This is a genomic window from Halopelagius longus, from assembly GCF_900100875.1.
Classification (GTDB): Archaea; Halobacteriota; Halobacteria; order Halobacteriales; family Haloferacaceae; genus Halopelagius; species Halopelagius longus.
Genome location: NZ_FNKQ01000001.1, coordinates 625,879 through 641,281 on the forward strand (window position 1 = coordinate 625,879; position 15,403 = coordinate 641,281).

Below are 15,403 nucleotides of genomic sequence, written 5' to 3' on the forward strand. Positions count from 1 at the left end.
GACGGAAACCGCCGCACCGTTCTGCGGAGCGACGAGGGGTGAAACGAGGGGGGCGTTCCACCGCCGACTCCATCGTCCGGCGGCCGCGGACAGTGCCCGACGGCCACGTACACCTCCGGGGGGAACCCAGTTAGTTACCTGCAACGTACGAACCGGTAATCGCTCCCGACCACACGTTAGACTCGGTTAAACTCCGCCTAACGTACCAGTCTCGCCGGTCGAGCGTGCACCGCGCCGACAACCCGGCCGCCGTCCCCCGAAACTGCGCCCGCGAGTCTCGTACCGCGGCGCTTTTGACGCAGACACGAGACGACGCCAGTATGGCAAAACAGCCCCATCTGCTCGTGTCGGAGGGAGACGTAAACGACATCGCACTCGTCCCGGGCGACCCGGGGCGTGTGGACCGAATCGCCGCCCAGTGTGAGGACGTGGAGGAAGTCTCCTCGAACCGCGAGTACAAGGTAGTGAACGCGACGTACGAGGGCATCCCGCTCACCATCTGTTCGACGGGTATCGGCTGTCCGTCCGCGGCAATCGCCGTCGAGGAACTGTCGCGCGTCGGCGTCGACACCGTGATTCGCGTCGGCACCATCGGCGCGCTTCAGACGGGCATCGAAGTCGGCGACATGATTGTGGCGACGGGCGCGGCGAAGGAGGAGGGCACCTCCAAGCGCTACGAGTCCGCCGTCTACCCGGCCGTGCCGGACTACGAGGTTCTCACGTCTCTCGTCGAGTCCGCCGAGGCGAACGACGAGGACGTCCACGTCGGCCCCATCGTCTCCGACGACGCGTTCTACAACGAGTCCGAGGAGTTCGTCGAGGACTGGGAGGACGCGAACCTGCTCGCAGTCGAGATGGAGGCGGCGACGGTGTTCGCCCTCGCGCGCCGCAAGGGCATGCGCGCCGGGGCCATCTGCACGGTGGACGGTAACCTCGTCGAGGGGACGCAGAAGGGTGCGGACTCCGACGAGGAACTGCCCGAGAAGGCGAAGAACAACGTCGAACGGGCCATCTCGCTCACGCTCGACGCGGTGACGACGCTCGCGTAGATGGGCCGACTCCGGCACCTCCTCTCGCGGTTGTCGCTCCTCGTCGGGCGACTGCGGCGGTTCGAGAGACGAGAGGCGTCGGAGTTCCGGCGGTGGCTACAGAACACGAACAACCTGCTTCACCTCATCGTCGTCCTCGTCGTCCCCCTCCTCATCGCGTTCGTCACCTACCTCTCGAACGTCGTCCCGCGGTTCTACTACCTCCTGTTTCCGCCCCTCGCTTCGGGGACGTACACCCTGTTTTCGGACCCCGAGGGCCGGTACGCGGACCCGAAGAAGTTCGTCGCCGGCCTCACCGCGGGGGCGCTCTGCGGTCTGGCCGCCTTCGAGGTGGGGCAACTGCTCTACGGGCCGACGAACGGGACGCTCGTCCACCCCGAGAGCGCCGCTCTCGCCGTGTTGTTCACCGGCGTCGTGACGTGGGCCGCCGACGTGGAGGTGCCGTCGGCGTTCTCGACGGCGCTTCTCACCCTCGTCGCGAGGGAGGTAGACCCCGCGGAGTACGTGGTGAGCATCTTCCTGTCTGCGTCCATCGTCGCCCTCGTCTTCGTCGTCTGGCGGTCGCGGTTCTACGAGAGACGCGCCCGGTACCTCTACGAGACGGTCCGCGGCGACGACCACGTGTTGGTGCCGATGCGGGGCGAGACGGCCCGAGCGACGGCGATGTTCGGCGCGCGCCTCGCCGCCGCCCACGAGGCCGGAAAGGTCGTCCTCCTCGATATCGTGCCGCCGGAACGCGTCGCCGAGGGGGGCGGTTCGGCCGAGGCGGACGGCGGGGAGGGAGAGGAGTTAGACGCCGCCGGACCGACGGCCGAGGAGGACCTCCGGTCGCGGGAGGCCGACGAGGCGATAGAGCGACTGGAGTCGTGCGCCTCCGAGATACGGACGCGCGTCGGCGTCCCCTGCGAAGTCGTGGTGGCGGCCGGCGAGCCGATTCCGACGACGCTCGAAACCGCCGAGAACGCCAACTGCGACCTCGTGGTGACGCCGTACGAGGAAGAGCGCGGGGTGCTCTCGAACTACGTCCGCGGCGTCTTCCGCGGCCCGTTGGACACCGTCGCGTTCCGCTCTACGACCGAGACGCGGCGGTGGCGGCGCATCCTCGTCCTCGTCGCGCGGCCGGGCGATACGGCCCACGCGATGATAGACTTCGCGACGAGGCTCGCGCGCCGGACCGGCATCGTCAGCGTCACGACCTGCATCTCGAACGAGGTGGAGCGTCGCGCCGCGGAGAGTCGCCTCGCGAACGTCGTCGAGACGGTGGAGGGACCGATCGAGACGCGGGTGTCGCGGTCGGACGTGTCGTCGTTCGTCCGCGCAAACGCCTCCGGGTACGACCTGTTGGTCATCGGGTCGAGTCACGAACGGTCGGCGGCGTCGCGGTTCGTCTCGCCGCCCACCTTCCGGCGCATCCACGAAGCCGACTGCGACGTGGCCGTGTTCAACCGCGGCAACCCGTGAGACCGGACCGCTCGCCCGCAGTCACTCCGAATTCGACCCGCCGTCGGCGGCGTCCGCGGAGGCGTCGCCGCCCAGCAGGCGCCGTTCGAGTTCCTCGACGTTCTCGCCGCCGAGTGCGGACTCCGCGAGGAAGTGCGCCCCGAGCGATATCGGGCTGATGACGGTGTCCGCGCCGGCGCGCTTCAGTTTGTCCGCGTTCTCGCGTTGGGTCACCGCCGCGACGATGGTCACGTCGGGGTTGAGTTCCCGCGCCGTCAGGATGGCGAGGGCGTCCTCGGCGTCGTTGTTCGTCGCCGTGACGACGGCCGCCGCCGACTCGATCCGCGCTGTCCGTTGGGTCTGCTCGTCGCTCGGGTCGCCCGTGTGGGCGGTGTAGCCCCGTTCGGAGAGGCGGCGCGCGCGTTCCTCGTTCGGCGTCACGACGACGACGGTGCGCTGGCCGGAGAGTTCTTCGAGTATCGGTTCCGTCAGGTCCCCGTGGCCGAGGACGAGGACGTGGTTTTCGAGGAGTTCGAGCTGTTGTTCGGTCATGCGTCCGAGTGCTTTCGACAGTCGCGTTTCGATGAGCGGAGAGAGGACGACGCCCGCCACCGCCGCGAACGACGAGACGGTGAGCACGAGCATCGACAGCGTGAACAGTTCGCCGACGGCCGTACTGGGCGTGATGTCGCCGTAGCCGACGGTGCTGCCCGTGACGAGCGAGAAGTAGAACGCGTCCAGCAGGTTGTTGACGCCGTTGAAGTGGTCCTCCCGGAGGGTGAACGTCCCGATGGTGCCGTACGCCTGCGACCCGGCGAGGGCGCTCAGCGCCGCGACTTGCGTCGTCGTCACGTCCAAATCGCGGTCGAACGACTTCCGGTTGAGGAGCACGAGGACGAACGTGACGACGGAGAGCGTCAACAGCGGAATCGAGCGGTTGGTGGACTGCAACACCGACTGCGCCACCGTTATCGGGACGAGTGCGAGGACGGCGTACAGCGCAGCGCGCAGTCCGCGGCGGAGGCCGAACGCGCTCAAGAGGAGCAGAAACCCGGTGATGGTCCCGGTGAACGCCGTGATCTGGCGGACGACGCCGGGGACGGTGACGCCGAAGACGACGACGCTGCCGGCGAACCCCGCGCCGATGTTGGCGAGGCCGGTGACGACGGCCAGAATCCCGACGAGCAACGTCGAGAGAAACGACGCGCGGGTACCGACCCACTGCGCGTACTTGCCCGCCCATTCGGGTGCCATGTCCCTTCGTGACCGCCCCCCGCTATAAAGGCCCTCGGACCGCGGCGTCCGGCGCGCCGCGGATACGGAAACAGTAATCAGTTCGGGGAATTCGTACGTCGTATGGCGTCACTCCCCATCGAACTGCTCTACGGACTCTATCTCGGGGTGCTCACGGGGTTCGTCCCGGCCCTCATCGCGTGGGCGCTTGGGTTCGGTTTCAAGTACTTCACGGGCATCACCATCCCCGGTCTGGCCGTCGTGGGTCTCGGCGTCGCCATCGCCGGCCTCAACGGCGGCCTGTTGGCCCTCGCGGACCCCTCTCTCACCGCCTCCGAGAACCAAGTCCGACTCACCGTCGCCCTCCTCGTCGTGTTGATGGCGACGCTGTACGCGCACGCGCAGGGAGACAAGATGGGAGCGAACCTGCCGCGCAGGCTCTCCTTCGGGCGGTTCAGCGCGCGAACGCTCTCGGCGGACGTCGTGGAGTTGGTCGGGAACCACGGACAGGTCCGCGTCACCGTCGCCGGCGACGTCTCCGACGTGGAGGGGTACCCACCGCTCTCGCCGGAACTCCGAGAGGAGATTTCGACCGGCGAGTGGACGTTCCCCGCCGACCTCCCCCTCGACGAACTGGAGACGCGCTTTGCGGACCGCCTCCGAACGGAGTTCGACCTCGCGGACGTGTCCGTGGCGCTCGACGAACGGGCGCGGGCGACGGTCGCCGCCGCGCCGCCGATGAGCGGGCTCTCGAAGCGACTCGCCACCGGAAAGCGGGCGGTGTCGGTGACCGCACTCGTCCCGACGGGCGTCGGCCGGGGCGACGAGGTGACGGTGGTCGCCGACGGCGACGAGTTCGACGCGACGGTGCTCGGCGTCGTGGACGGCGAAGCGAAGAAGTCCGACCCGAAATCGAGCGACGACGCGGCCCTCACTGACGGCGGAAGCGACGGTGACTCCGACGCCGACGCCGAGGCCCCCGCGCCGGAGGCGGTTCCGACCGCCGCGGGCGGCGAGTGCCGCGCGACGCTGGCGGTGGACCGGCGGGCCGCCACGCGCCTCGTCTCCGCCGACGTGGACCGGTTCGTCGTTCGCTCCCGCGGCGTCCGCCGGGAGTTCGAACTCGTCAACCTGCTCCGCCGCGCGGGCAAGCGCTTCCGCCGACTCACCGTGCGCGAGGGCGGGGCGTTGGACGGATCGACGCTCGGGGAGGCGACCGTCCGCGACCAGTTCTCCGTGGCGGTACTCGCCGTCAGAAGCGACGGGAGGTGGTCGTTGGCCCCCCGCGGCGAGCACCGAATCGAGGCGGGCGACGACCTGATAGCCGTCGGAAGCGCCACCGACCTCGACGCGTTCGCGGAGGTGGTCGCGTGAGCGTCCTCTCGCGACTCGGCCTCGAAGACTTCGGCATCGACGCGGAACTGGGACTCCTCGTCGGCGAGGTACTCGGCCTCGGGTTGCTCGCCATGGTCGCCGCCGCCGCGGTAGCGGTTGTCTACCGCTGGTACACCAAAGAGCGCATCCCCGCGTGGATAACCGCGATGTTCGCGGGGTCCGCCGTCGCCGTCCCGCGCCAAGCGGTCGGCCTGTTCAGGGCCGCGACGGACCCGGCGGCGTCCGCGGCCGCGGTGTTCGAACCGACGACGATGCTGATGAACGTGGCCGCACTCGGTCTGGCCGTCCTCGTCGCCCCGACGGGACTCGCGATAGGCGACCGCATCGCCACCGACGTGTTCGCCGTCGCCGGCGCGCGCGAAATCGACGCGGAGGTGGGCCGACTCGTCCGCACGGTCGGTCGCGTCCGCGGCATCCGACTCCCCGACTCGGCCGACGACATCGGCGACATCGACGGCTACGAACCCGTCACCGAGGACCGCAAGGAGGCGATGGCGGGCAAGACGCTGCTGTTCCCCCGCCGCCTCCGCGACGGCGAACTGGTCGAACGGGTCACGGAGCGTCTGAAGACGGACTACGGCGTCGGACACGTGGACGTGGAGTTGGCGAAGGACGGCGCAGTCACCTACCTCGCCGTCGGCCGCCGCGCCGCGGGCATCGGGCCGACGCTCGCGCCGGGGACGGCGGCGGTCGCGGTCCGCGCGGACCCCGGCGCGGGGGCGAGTGCGGGCGACGCCGTCCAACTGTGGCGCGTCGGCCCCGGGGGGGAACCAGAACGCGCGGCGACGGCGGAACTCCGCGTCGCCGCGGGCGACGTGGCCACCGTCGTCTTAGACGAGGACGAGGCCGCCGAGTTGGACCCCGAGGAGTCGTACCGCATCATCACGCTCCCGAACGAACCCGGCGCGGAACACGAGTTCGGGTCGCTCCTCCGCGCCGCCGACGAGACGATGGAGTCCGTCACCGTCGAGGCGGGGAGCGAACTCGACGGACTGACGCTCAGAGAGACCGACGCCACCGTCGTCGCCGTCAAACCCGCCGACGGAACCGTCGAGGCGATTCCGTCGCGCTCTCGGGAACTCGGACCGGGCGACGTGGTCTACGTCGTCGCCCGACCGGAGACGATTCGGCGCGTCTCCCGCCGGGCCGCGGCGGCGGAGGCGGACGCCCCCGCGGCGGACGACTGACCGACGCCTTCGCGACGCCGGACTGCGACCCCGCCGTTCGGCCGCGGGCGCAACCCTCATTTTCCCGCCCCGGAGAGGTACTACCATGACTACGGTGCGCTGGAAGATGTTCGCGGACCTCGCGGAGGCGGCGGGCGGCCGAACGACGGACGTTCGCGTCTCCTCGGACGCCACGGTGCGCGACGCCCTCGACGCACTCCTCGAAGACAGAGAGGCCCTCGGCGACCGAGTTCTCGACGAGGACGGGGACCTAAAAGAGCACGTGAACCTCCTGCGGAACGGGAGCGCCGCGGAGTTCTCCGAACCGGTCGCCGACGGCGACGAGTTGGCGCTGTTCCCGCCGGTCAGCGGCGGGTGAACGAAGAGAGCCACTTCGAGACGCGGACGTTCGCCTCCATCAGCCCGACCCAGAGGCGTCTCGACACGCCCTCGGGCCGGACGATGGGTCCGCCGTGTTGCGTGGCGACGGTTTGAGGTTCGGTGAACCGGACCATCCCCTCCTCGCCGTGTCTGCGGCCGAGGCCGGAGTCGCCCACGCCGCCCATCGGCGCGTCCAGCGACGCCCACGCCGCCGCGTAGGCGTCGTTGATGCTCACCGACCCCGCCTCGATTCGGGCGGCGGCCTGTTCGGCCCGCGTCGTGTCCTCGGCCCAGACGCTCGCGGTCAGGCCGTACGGTCCCTCGTTTGCGCGTTCGACGGCGTCGGCGATGCCCGACGCCTCGTAGACGGCGGCGACGGGACCGAACGTCTCCTCGCCGGAGAGCGTCATCTCCGGCGTCACGTCCGTCAGGACGGTCGGATCGTAGAAGTACGGCCCCGCGTCGGTGCGGCGGCGTCCCCCCGTCAGCACCGTCGCGCCCTTCTCTCTCGCGTCCTCGACGTGCGACTCCACCTTCTCCAGTTGCGCCTCGGAGGCGAGAGAGCCCACGTCCGCGTCGTAGTCGTAGCTCGCCCCGAGCGACAACCGCCGCGTCTCGCGGACGAACGCGTCGAGGAACGCGTCTCGAACCGACGAATCGACGTACACCCGTTCGGCCGAGATGCAGAGTTGCCCCGCGTTCGCGAAGCACCCGCGGGCGGCACCGCGGGCGGCGGCGTCGACGTCCGCGTCGGCGAGGACCAAGAGCGGGTTCTTCCCGCCGAGTTCGAGCGAACAGTCCGTGAGCTGTCGTCCGGCGTTCTCGGCGACGGTGCGACCCACCTCGGTGCTGCCCGTGAAGCAGACGTGGTCGGCCTCCGCGACCAACGCCTCGCCGAGGTCCGGGCCGCGACCCGTCACCACGGGGAGGAGGTCGGCGGGCAGTCCGGACTCGACGAGCAGTTCGGCGAGGCGGAGGGCGGTGAACGGCGTCCCCTCGTCTGGTTTCAGCACCGCGGCGTTCCCCGCCACCAGGGCGGGAATCGCGTCGGAGACGGCGAGCGTGATGGGGTAGTTCCACGGCGATATGACGCCGACGACGCCGACGGGGTGACGGTGTTCGACCACCCGCGTCAGTAGGGGAATCGCGCCGCGTCGCCGCCGACTCGCGAGGTACTCGGCGGCGTTGTTCGCGTAGTAGCGGGCGGTGGCGGCGACGTCGACGAGTTCCTCGTGGGCGTCGAGTCTCGACTTCCCCGTCTCGGCCTGCGCGAGGTCCAACACGTCGGACTTCGCGTCGAGGAGGCGGTCGTGGAAGCGGTCGAACACCGCGATTCGCTCGTCGAGGGGGCGGTCCGCCCACTCCGCCTGCGCCTCGCGGGCGCGGGCGAACGCCGACTCCACGTCGGCGGGCGTGCAGGTGGGAACCGACCCGAGCGTCCGCGCGTCGTACGGCGACTCGACTGCGAGCGTCGGTCGGTCGTCGGTCGTCTCGACGCGCGAGGCGAGTGCGTCGAGGCGCGAACGGCGGGCCGAGGAGGGGGTGGAGGAAGTCACGGGCCGACGTTCGCCGGCGCGTCATATAACGGACGTGGAACGAACGAAGCGAGAACGAGAGACTGCGGACTACCTACGCCGCGCGAACGCGGTTCGTGTCCGTGCGGGCGACCTTACGACTCCGGACGCGGACGGGCGACGAACAGCGTCTGGACGATGCTGAAGGGGTCGTAGACGGACTGGTGACACTGACAGTACACGTCGTCCGCGGCGTCGAACTTGGCGGCGTCTTCGGTCTGCTTGTAGCCGGGGACGCAGCAGAAGTGCGTACACTTGTTCAGCCACGCCATGAATCCGTCTTGGGTGGACGCTTTGATCCACGGGTCGTTCTCCGCCATCTGCTTTATCTTCTCGGAGCGGATGACCTGGATCGGGATGGTGTCCTCGGCGTCCTGAGAGCGCCACGTTCCCGTCGCGGGCTTTCCGAGGCCGGCCTGACCGATGCCGTTGCCCCAATCTTGGTAGTCGTCGAACATGCTGACGTTGAGTCGGTCGCCCTGCGAGAGGTCCGACATCCACTCGTAGCCGGGGTTCGAACCGACGACGAAGTAGTTGTCGCTGTCGTAGTCGGGTTGGAGGCCCGCGTAGGACTCGACGCCGCAGTACTGGAACCACTCCGAGGAGTAGGTGACGCCGGTTCCCTTGTAGTTCTCCGTCTCCGCCACTTGGACGGAAACCCCGTTCTCCTCGACGGTTTTGACCTCCGGCCAGACGCCTTTCAGATACCCCTCGTCGTCGATTTCGATGGGTATCTGCGGCATCCCGCGCGGCGCGGGACCCGCGACGTTCTCGATGGCGTACGCCTCCGTGGTCCCGCCGCCGGCACCCGTGGAGGAAGTCGCGCTGTTGATGGCGGTTGCCCCTGTCGCGCCGACGCCCGCGAGGGCCGCCCCTCCGACGACCCCTTTCACGAACCGACGGCGTCCCGAGTCTTCGGGATACTTGTCGCTCTCGCTCATATCGGACAGTTCGTGCCGCCGGTAAAAAGGGTGACGAAACCCCCGTTCGAGGCGATAGCGACGCCGTTCGAGGGCCGTACCACCGGCCGGCCGCGCGCGGGCGTCCCGGTCGAACGGCCGTTCGTCGTTCTGCCCAATAGTCCGTGTAAAAACTGTTCAATATTCATCATTTTCCGGACGAGGGGGCAAAATTTCGACACGATTCGGGGGCTTTTACCACGCCGACTGAATACACAGAGTCATGGAACTGCATACCAGAGACGTCAGGCAGGACGTCCGAGAGTTGGGGAGCCTCCTCGGGGACGTCTTGGAGGAGCAGACGTCGACGGCGTCGTTCGAGACCGTAGAGGACCTTCGGACGGCGGCCATCGACTACCGAAACGGCGAACTCGACTCGCGGGAGTCGCTCCACCGCACGCTCGAGGCCCTCGACCCCGAGGGCGAGAGCGTCGTCGCCCGGGCGTTTACCACCTACTTCGAACTCATCAACCTCGCGGAGGAACGCGAGCGCGTCCGCACGATTCGCGAGAGTTCCCAAGAGGGGTCGCTCAACGACGGACTCCTCGCCACCGTCGAGGCGCTCGTCGAGGGCGACGCCGACTCCGAGACGGTCCAGCGCGTCCTCAACGACGTCCTCATCGAACCGACGTTCACCGCGCACCCGACGGAGGCGCGCCGGAAGACGGTGAAGGCGAAGCTCCGCTCCATCGCGCAGGACCTCGAAGAGCTCGACGAACGCCGCCTCACCGACCAAGAACACGAACAGGAGTGGCGGCGCGTCGACGCCGAGGTGACGAGCCTCTGGCAGACGTCGCAGGTCCGACAGCGTCGGCCGGAACCGCAGGACGAGGCCCGAAACGTCCAGTGGTACCTCGAAAACATCCTCTTCGACGTGGTCGGCGAGGTGTACGCCGAACTCGAGGACGTCATCGGCGACGAGTACCCCGACGTGGAGGTGCCGAAGCTGTTCGAGTTCCGGTCGTGGGCGGGCTCCGACCGCGACGGCAACCCGTTCGTGACGCCCGAGGTGACGACGGACACCCTCGAACGCCAACGCGCCGTCGTCCTCGAGAAGTACCAGACCGCGCTGAAGCGCCTCTCGGGCGTGCTCAGTCAGGACGGCGACCGAATCGACACCGGCGTCGACTTCCAGCGGTCGCTGGCCGCAGACAGGGAGCGTCTGCCGGGCGTCGCCGTCGAGACGGAGGAGCGCTACCCCGACGAACCGTACCGCCAGAAGCTGAAGCTCATGCGCGAACGCCTCCGCCGCATCGAGGACGTTCGTCCGAACGGGTACGCCGACCACCACGAACTCCTCGAAGACTTGGAGGTGATCGACCAGAGCCTCCGGAACAACGGCGCGGAGATAGTCGCCGACGAGTACATCCGACCGCTCATGCGGCAGGTGGACACGTTCGGCTTCACGCTCGCGAGTCTGGACCTGCGCGACCACCGCGAGAACCACACCGAGGCGGTCCACGAGGCCCTCGCGAACGAGGGTATCGACTACGAGAACCGAGACGAGGAGGAACGCGTCGAGATTCTGACGGACGCCGTCCTCCAGTCGGAGCCGACCATCGACCTCGACGAACCCGGCGACGTGTCGGACACCGCCCGGCGCGTCCTCCGGCGCTTCCAGAAACTCGGCGAGTGGCAGCGAGAGTTCGGCGTCGGCGCGATAGACACGTACGCCATCTCGATGACCGAGGAGCCGAGTCACGTCCTCGAAGTGCTGTTCCTCGCGGACCAAGCGGGCGTCGTCTCCCTCCCGGACCACTGCGGACTCGACATCGTTCCCCTGCTCGAAACCGAGTCGGCGCTCAACGGCGCGCGCCGCATCATGGGCACCCTCTACGAGAACCCCGCCTACGAACAGGTGCTCGCCGCGCGGAACAACGTCCAGGAGATAATGCTGGGCTACTCCGACTCCAACAAGGAGAACGGCTTCCTCGCGGCCAACTGGGACCTCTACAAGAACCAGCGCCGCCTCGCGGACATCTGCGAGGACTTCGACGTGAAGATGCGCCTGTTCCACGGCCGCGGCGGCTCTATCTCCCGCGGCGGCGGTCCGATGAACGAGGCGATGCTCGCACTCCCGAACGAGACGGTGACGGGCCAGATAAAGTTCACCGAGCAGGGCGAGGCCATCGCCGAGAAGTACGCCAACCCCCGCATCGCCGAGCGTAACCTCGAACAGATGCTGAACGCGCAGGTGCGCGCCCGGTTCCAGGCCATCCGCGAACCCCAGGAGGACGTACCCGAGGAGTGGATAGACGCGATGGACACGATGGCCGCGGCGGCGAGACAGGAGTACTACGACCTGCTCGAATCCGACGGCTTCGTCTCCTACTTCGAGCAGGCGACGCCCATCACGGTCATCGAAGAACTGAACCTCGGCTCCCGCCCCGCCTCTCGCTCCGACGCCGAACGCACCGTCGAGGACCTCCGCGCCATCCCGTGGGTGTTCTCGTGGACGCAGTCGCGGTGCATCCTCCCCGGTTGGTACGCCCTCGGGACGGGCATGCAGGCGTACCTCGACGAAGGCGGCGACGTGGCGACGCTCCGGGAGATGTACGACGAGTGGCCGTTCTTCCAGACGACGCTCGACAACGCCTCCCAAGCGCTCGCCCGGACCGACTTCGACGTCGCCCGCGAGTACGCCGAACTCGCGGAACCGTCGCTCCGGGAGACGTTCTTCCCGCGCCTCGAAGACGAGTACGAACGCGCGCGCGATATCGTCCTCGACGTGAGCGGGCGCGACTCGCTCCTGAAGCGCCAGTGGTTAAAGGAGAGCCTCAGCCGGCGGAACCCCTACGTTGACCCGCTGAACCTGCTCCAGACGCATCTCATGGCGCAGTCGCACCGCACCGAGATGGAGGAACAGACCCTGCGGCTGACCGTCAAAGGCATCGCCGCCGGGATGAAGAACACCGGATAAACGGAGAGCCGCCCGGTTCTCGGGCGGTGGGTAGGGCTCGATTCAGCGCTGTCTGATGTCGTACTGGCGCTCGCACTTCGGGCAGGTGTTTCGGGTCAGACGGAAACGAGACTTCAGTCTTCGGCGGACGCCCCCCAAGTCACCTTCGGGAGGGAACTCCGCCTCTATCACCTGTCCGCAGTGCGGGCACGATACTGCGGCCACTGCCATACCCGTTGTTCGAACGTGACGGATACTATATCTTTTTAAAAGGTGGCCGGAACGTCAGCCCGTCTTACCGGTTTTCGGGAACGTTCGGCCGAAAATATCGCGTTCGCGACACCCCGGATTCGGTTCAGTTCTGGTTCCACGGCGCGTCGTCGGGATCGACGATGCGGTGTCGCTCGTCGATTCCGTCTATCGCCGCCACGTCCTCGTCGTCGAGTTCGATGTCGAGTGCGGCGTAGTTCTGCCGGATGTGGTCCTCGGAGGCGGCCTTCGGGATGGCGGTGACGTTCTCCTTCTGCGTCAACCACGCCAGCGACACCTGCGCGGCCGTGGCGTCGTGTTTCTCGGCGACCTCTCGAATCTCGGGCACGTCCGCGACCTGATTCCGGGCGATGGGGCAGTACGCCACGAGTTGGTGGTCGTGTTCGACGGCGAGTTCGTGGAGTTCCTCCTGCGGGAGCATCGGGTGCATCTCCACCTGGTGGGCGTAGACGGGGGCGTCCAGTCGGTCGATGGCGTCTTCGAGTTGGTCCGGTCGGAAGTTGCTCAGGCCGACGCGTTCGATTACGCCCTCCTCGACGAGTTCGTCGAGGGCCGGAAGCGTCTCCTCGGGGTCGTAGGCGCCCGTCGGCCAGTGGACGTACATCAGGTCGATGCTGTCGGCGCCGAGTTTCTGCGCGCTCTGCCGCGTCGATTCGACGACGTCGTCGTACGCGAGCGATTCCGGCTCTATCTTCGAGGCGACGAACAGGTCCTCGCGGTCCACGTCCGCGCGCATGATACCGTCGCCGACGGCCGCCTCGTTGTGGTACATCTGCGCGGTGTCGATGTGGCGGTAGCCGACGGCTGTCGCCGTCTCCACCGCCGTCGCGCACTCGTCCGTCTCTTCCATCTTGTACGTTCCGAGACCGAGGTCTGGAATCTCCATACCGGTACGTCGGACACCAGTCGTTCAACTACTGCGGTCCCGGCAGAGCGATGGGGGAAATCGCCGGAGAAACACCTGTAACGGAACCGACACAACTAATCGCGTGACGGGACAACTGGAGGGCGATGTCAGACCCCGATACGGACGCTACCTTCCTCCTGTACGGCGCGTACGGGTACACCGGCCGCCTCGTCGCCGAGGCGGCGGTCGAACGCGGCTTCGAACCGATTCTCGCCGGACGCGACCCGGAGAAAGTCGAGGCGACGGCGTCGGAGTTCGGCCTCCCGCACCGGACGTTCGACGTGCGCGAGGCGTCGACGTTCGTCGACGACGTCGACGCCGTACTCAACTGCGCGGGACCGTTCGAGAAGACGGCGGACCCGATGGTCGACGCCTGCATCGACGAGGGGACGCACTACCTCGATATCACCGGCGAACTCTCGGTCTTCGAGCGAATCAAGCGCCGGGGCGACGAGGCCGAGGAGGCGGGCGTCACCCTCCTCCCGGGCGTCGGGTTCGACGTGGTTCCGACCGACTGTCTGGCCGCCCACCTGAAGCGACGACTCCCGGAGGCGACGCATCTCGCCCTCGGCCTCGACGCCTCGGGGACCATCTCGAAGGGGACGCTGAAGACGGTTCTCTCCGGCATCGGCGACGGCGGCGCGGTGCGCGAGGACGGCGACCTGCGCTGGGTGCCGGTCGGACACAAGACCCGCGCCATCGACTTCGGCGAGGGTCTAAAGCGCGCGGTCACTATCCCGTGGGGCGACGTCTCGACGGCCCACGTCTCCACCGGCATCTCGAACGTCGAGGTGTACGCCGCGGTGCCCCCGGAGGGCCGTCGCCTCCTCGCCGCGACGAAGTACCTCGGCGGCGTCCTCGACGCCGCGCCGGTCCAGTATCTCCTCCACCGCCTCGTCGACCGGTACGTCGAGGGGCCGGACGAACGGACCCGCGAGGAGGGGTACGCGCTCCTTTGGGGCGAGGCCCGGTCGCCGGGGAACCGCCTCGTCTCCAGACTCCGAACGCCGGAGACGTACCGCCTGACCGTCGAAACGTCGCTGCTCTGCACGGAGAAGGTCCTCTCGGGCGAGGCCCCGACCGGGTACCAGACGCCCGCCTCGGCGTTCGGCCCGGACCTGATCTTAGAGGTCCCCGGCACGGAACGCGTCGACCTCGACGGCGACGAGGTGGTCGAACGCGTCGGCGGACCCGAGGCGGACGACGAGGCGACGACACGGACGACGTAAGAAGAGACCGAACTGCGCGGCGCAGACACGGAGACGCGGGCGACGCCGACTACAGGTCGAGTTCGACGGGCGAGATGCCCTCGGACCGGACGAACTCCCGGAGAGCGTCGGCGCGGGCGACCACCTCGTCGGGCGCGTGCGCGTCGGTTCCGAGGACGAACTCGACGCCCTCCGCTCGGAGGGCCGAGAGGAGGCCCGGCGTCGGGTGGAACTCGCCGTAGTCGTCGAGGACGCGCCCGGCGTTTATCTCCGGCACCGTCCGGGAGTCGGCGAACGCCCGCGCGACGCGTTCGTACTGTTCCTCGGTGGCGAGGCCGCGAAGCGCCGTGTTGCGCTCGACCAAATCGAGGTGGGCGGCCACCTCGAACAACTCCGACTCCGCGAGGGCGACCACCTTCTCGAAGTATCGCTCGACGGCGTCGCGGCGGTCCGCCGCCGACATCTCGGCGAAGTGCTCCTCGTAGTGCACGTTCGTCCCGTCGAGGGCGTGGACGCTCCCCACCGTGTAGTCGAACTCCGCCTCGTCGAGGAACTCCCGAATCTCCGTCTCCGCGCTCGGTTCGTAGTCCATCTCAGCGGCGTCGTACACCTCGATTTCGTACCGGTCGCGCAGGTTCTCGATGGCGCGTCGCCGCCGCGGGTACGTCTGGTCGAGGGTGAACCCGTAGGCGTCTCGGAAGCGCCGTATCTTCTCGTCCGGGACGACGACGCAGTGATCCGCGATGCCGACACCCGCCAGTCCGGCCGCCTCCGCGGCCCGGAGCATCGACGGGAGGAAGTCGCCGTCGGAGTAGTTCGAGTGGACGTGGTAGTCGTACACGTTACCGCGGGGTACGGGTTCGTCCGGATAGTAACTTCCGCCGCCGTGCGAACGTTTCGCGCGACGCGCTCGGTTCGAACG

Annotated in this window: 12 protein-coding genes; 7 read left to right on the forward strand and 5 right to left on the reverse strand. The window is 68.3% G+C overall.

Annotated elements, in window-relative coordinates; translation table 11 throughout:
- Positions 1–320 precede the first annotated feature (320 nt).
- Positions 321–1,049, forward strand: coding sequence for a nucleoside phosphorylase (locus BLS11_RS03280; RefSeq protein WP_092532860.1), 729 nt, complete (start codon positions 321–323; stop codon positions 1,047–1,049).
- A complete protein-coding gene (locus BLS11_RS03285) occupies positions 1,050–2,510 on the forward strand; it encodes a universal stress protein (protein WP_092532863.1) in 1,461 nt (486 codons plus the stop codon).
- A gap of 21 nt (positions 2,511–2,531) precedes the next feature.
- Here BLS11_RS03285 and BLS11_RS03290 read toward each other — a convergent pair whose 3' ends face one another.
- Complete coding sequence (locus BLS11_RS03290; RefSeq protein ID WP_092532866.1) at positions 2,532–3,743, reverse strand: NAD-binding protein; 1,212 nt, start codon at positions 3,741–3,743, stop codon at positions 2,532–2,534.
- A 102-nt stretch (positions 3,744–3,845) separates the two neighbouring features.
- Between BLS11_RS03290 and BLS11_RS03295 the strand changes: the two genes are divergently transcribed.
- From BLS11_RS03295 to BLS11_RS03305, 3 genes are all read left to right on the forward strand, one after another.
- The gene (locus tag BLS11_RS03295; protein WP_092532870.1) at positions 3,846–5,096 is read left to right on the forward strand and encodes a potassium channel family protein; all 1,251 of its coding nucleotides are present in this window, start codon (positions 3,846–3,848) and stop codon (positions 5,094–5,096) included.
- Positions 5,093–6,304, forward strand: a complete 1,212-nt coding sequence (locus BLS11_RS03300; RefSeq protein ID WP_245698662.1) for a TrkA C-terminal domain-containing protein — start codon at positions 5,093–5,095, stop codon at positions 6,302–6,304. Before BLS11_RS03295 ends, BLS11_RS03300 begins: the two co-directional genes overlap by 4 nt.
- A 94-nt stretch (positions 6,305–6,398) precedes the next feature.
- Complete coding sequence (locus BLS11_RS03305) at positions 6,399–6,662, forward strand: ubiquitin-like small modifier protein 1 (protein ID WP_175454383.1); 264 nt, start codon at positions 6,399–6,401, stop codon at positions 6,660–6,662.
- Here BLS11_RS03305 and BLS11_RS03310 read toward each other — a convergent pair.
- The gene (locus BLS11_RS03310; RefSeq protein ID WP_092532876.1) at positions 6,649–8,220 is read right to left on the reverse strand and encodes a succinic semialdehyde dehydrogenase; all 1,572 of its coding nucleotides are present in this window, start codon (positions 8,218–8,220) and stop codon (positions 6,649–6,651) included. The two genes, BLS11_RS03305 and BLS11_RS03310, sit on opposite strands and share 14 nt — an antisense overlap.
- 113 nt (positions 8,221–8,333) lie before the next feature.
- The gene (locus BLS11_RS03315) at positions 8,334–9,179 is read right to left on the reverse strand and encodes a cytochrome B (RefSeq protein WP_092532879.1); all 846 of its coding nucleotides are present in this window, start codon (positions 9,177–9,179) and stop codon (positions 8,334–8,336) included.
- 241 nt (positions 9,180–9,420) lie between these two features.
- On the opposite strand from BLS11_RS03315, the gene ppc reads away from it, so the two are divergent.
- On the forward strand, positions 9,421–12,117 hold the full coding sequence (gene ppc, locus BLS11_RS03320) for a phosphoenolpyruvate carboxylase (protein WP_092532882.1): 2,697 nt from the start codon (positions 9,421–9,423) through the stop codon (positions 12,115–12,117).
- Positions 12,118–12,451: 334 nt separating this feature from the next.
- On the opposite strand, the gene BLS11_RS03325 is transcribed toward ppc, so the two are convergent.
- Entirely contained in the window at positions 12,452–13,252 is an 801-nt protein-coding gene (locus BLS11_RS03325; protein WP_092532885.1) for an aldo/keto reductase, read from the reverse strand.
- A 125-nt stretch (positions 13,253–13,377) separates the two neighbouring features.
- Between BLS11_RS03325 and BLS11_RS03330 the strand changes: the two genes are divergently transcribed.
- The gene (locus tag BLS11_RS03330; RefSeq protein ID WP_092532887.1) at positions 13,378–14,502 is read left to right on the forward strand and encodes a saccharopine dehydrogenase family protein; all 1,125 of its coding nucleotides are present in this window, start codon (positions 13,378–13,380) and stop codon (positions 14,500–14,502) included.
- Between the two features lie 49 nt (positions 14,503–14,551).
- Here BLS11_RS03330 and BLS11_RS03335 read toward each other — a convergent pair whose 3' ends face one another.
- A complete protein-coding gene (locus BLS11_RS03335; protein ID WP_092534466.1) occupies positions 14,552–15,322 on the reverse strand; it encodes a PHP domain-containing protein in 771 nt (256 codons plus the stop codon).
- Positions 15,323–15,403 lie beyond the last annotated feature (81 nt).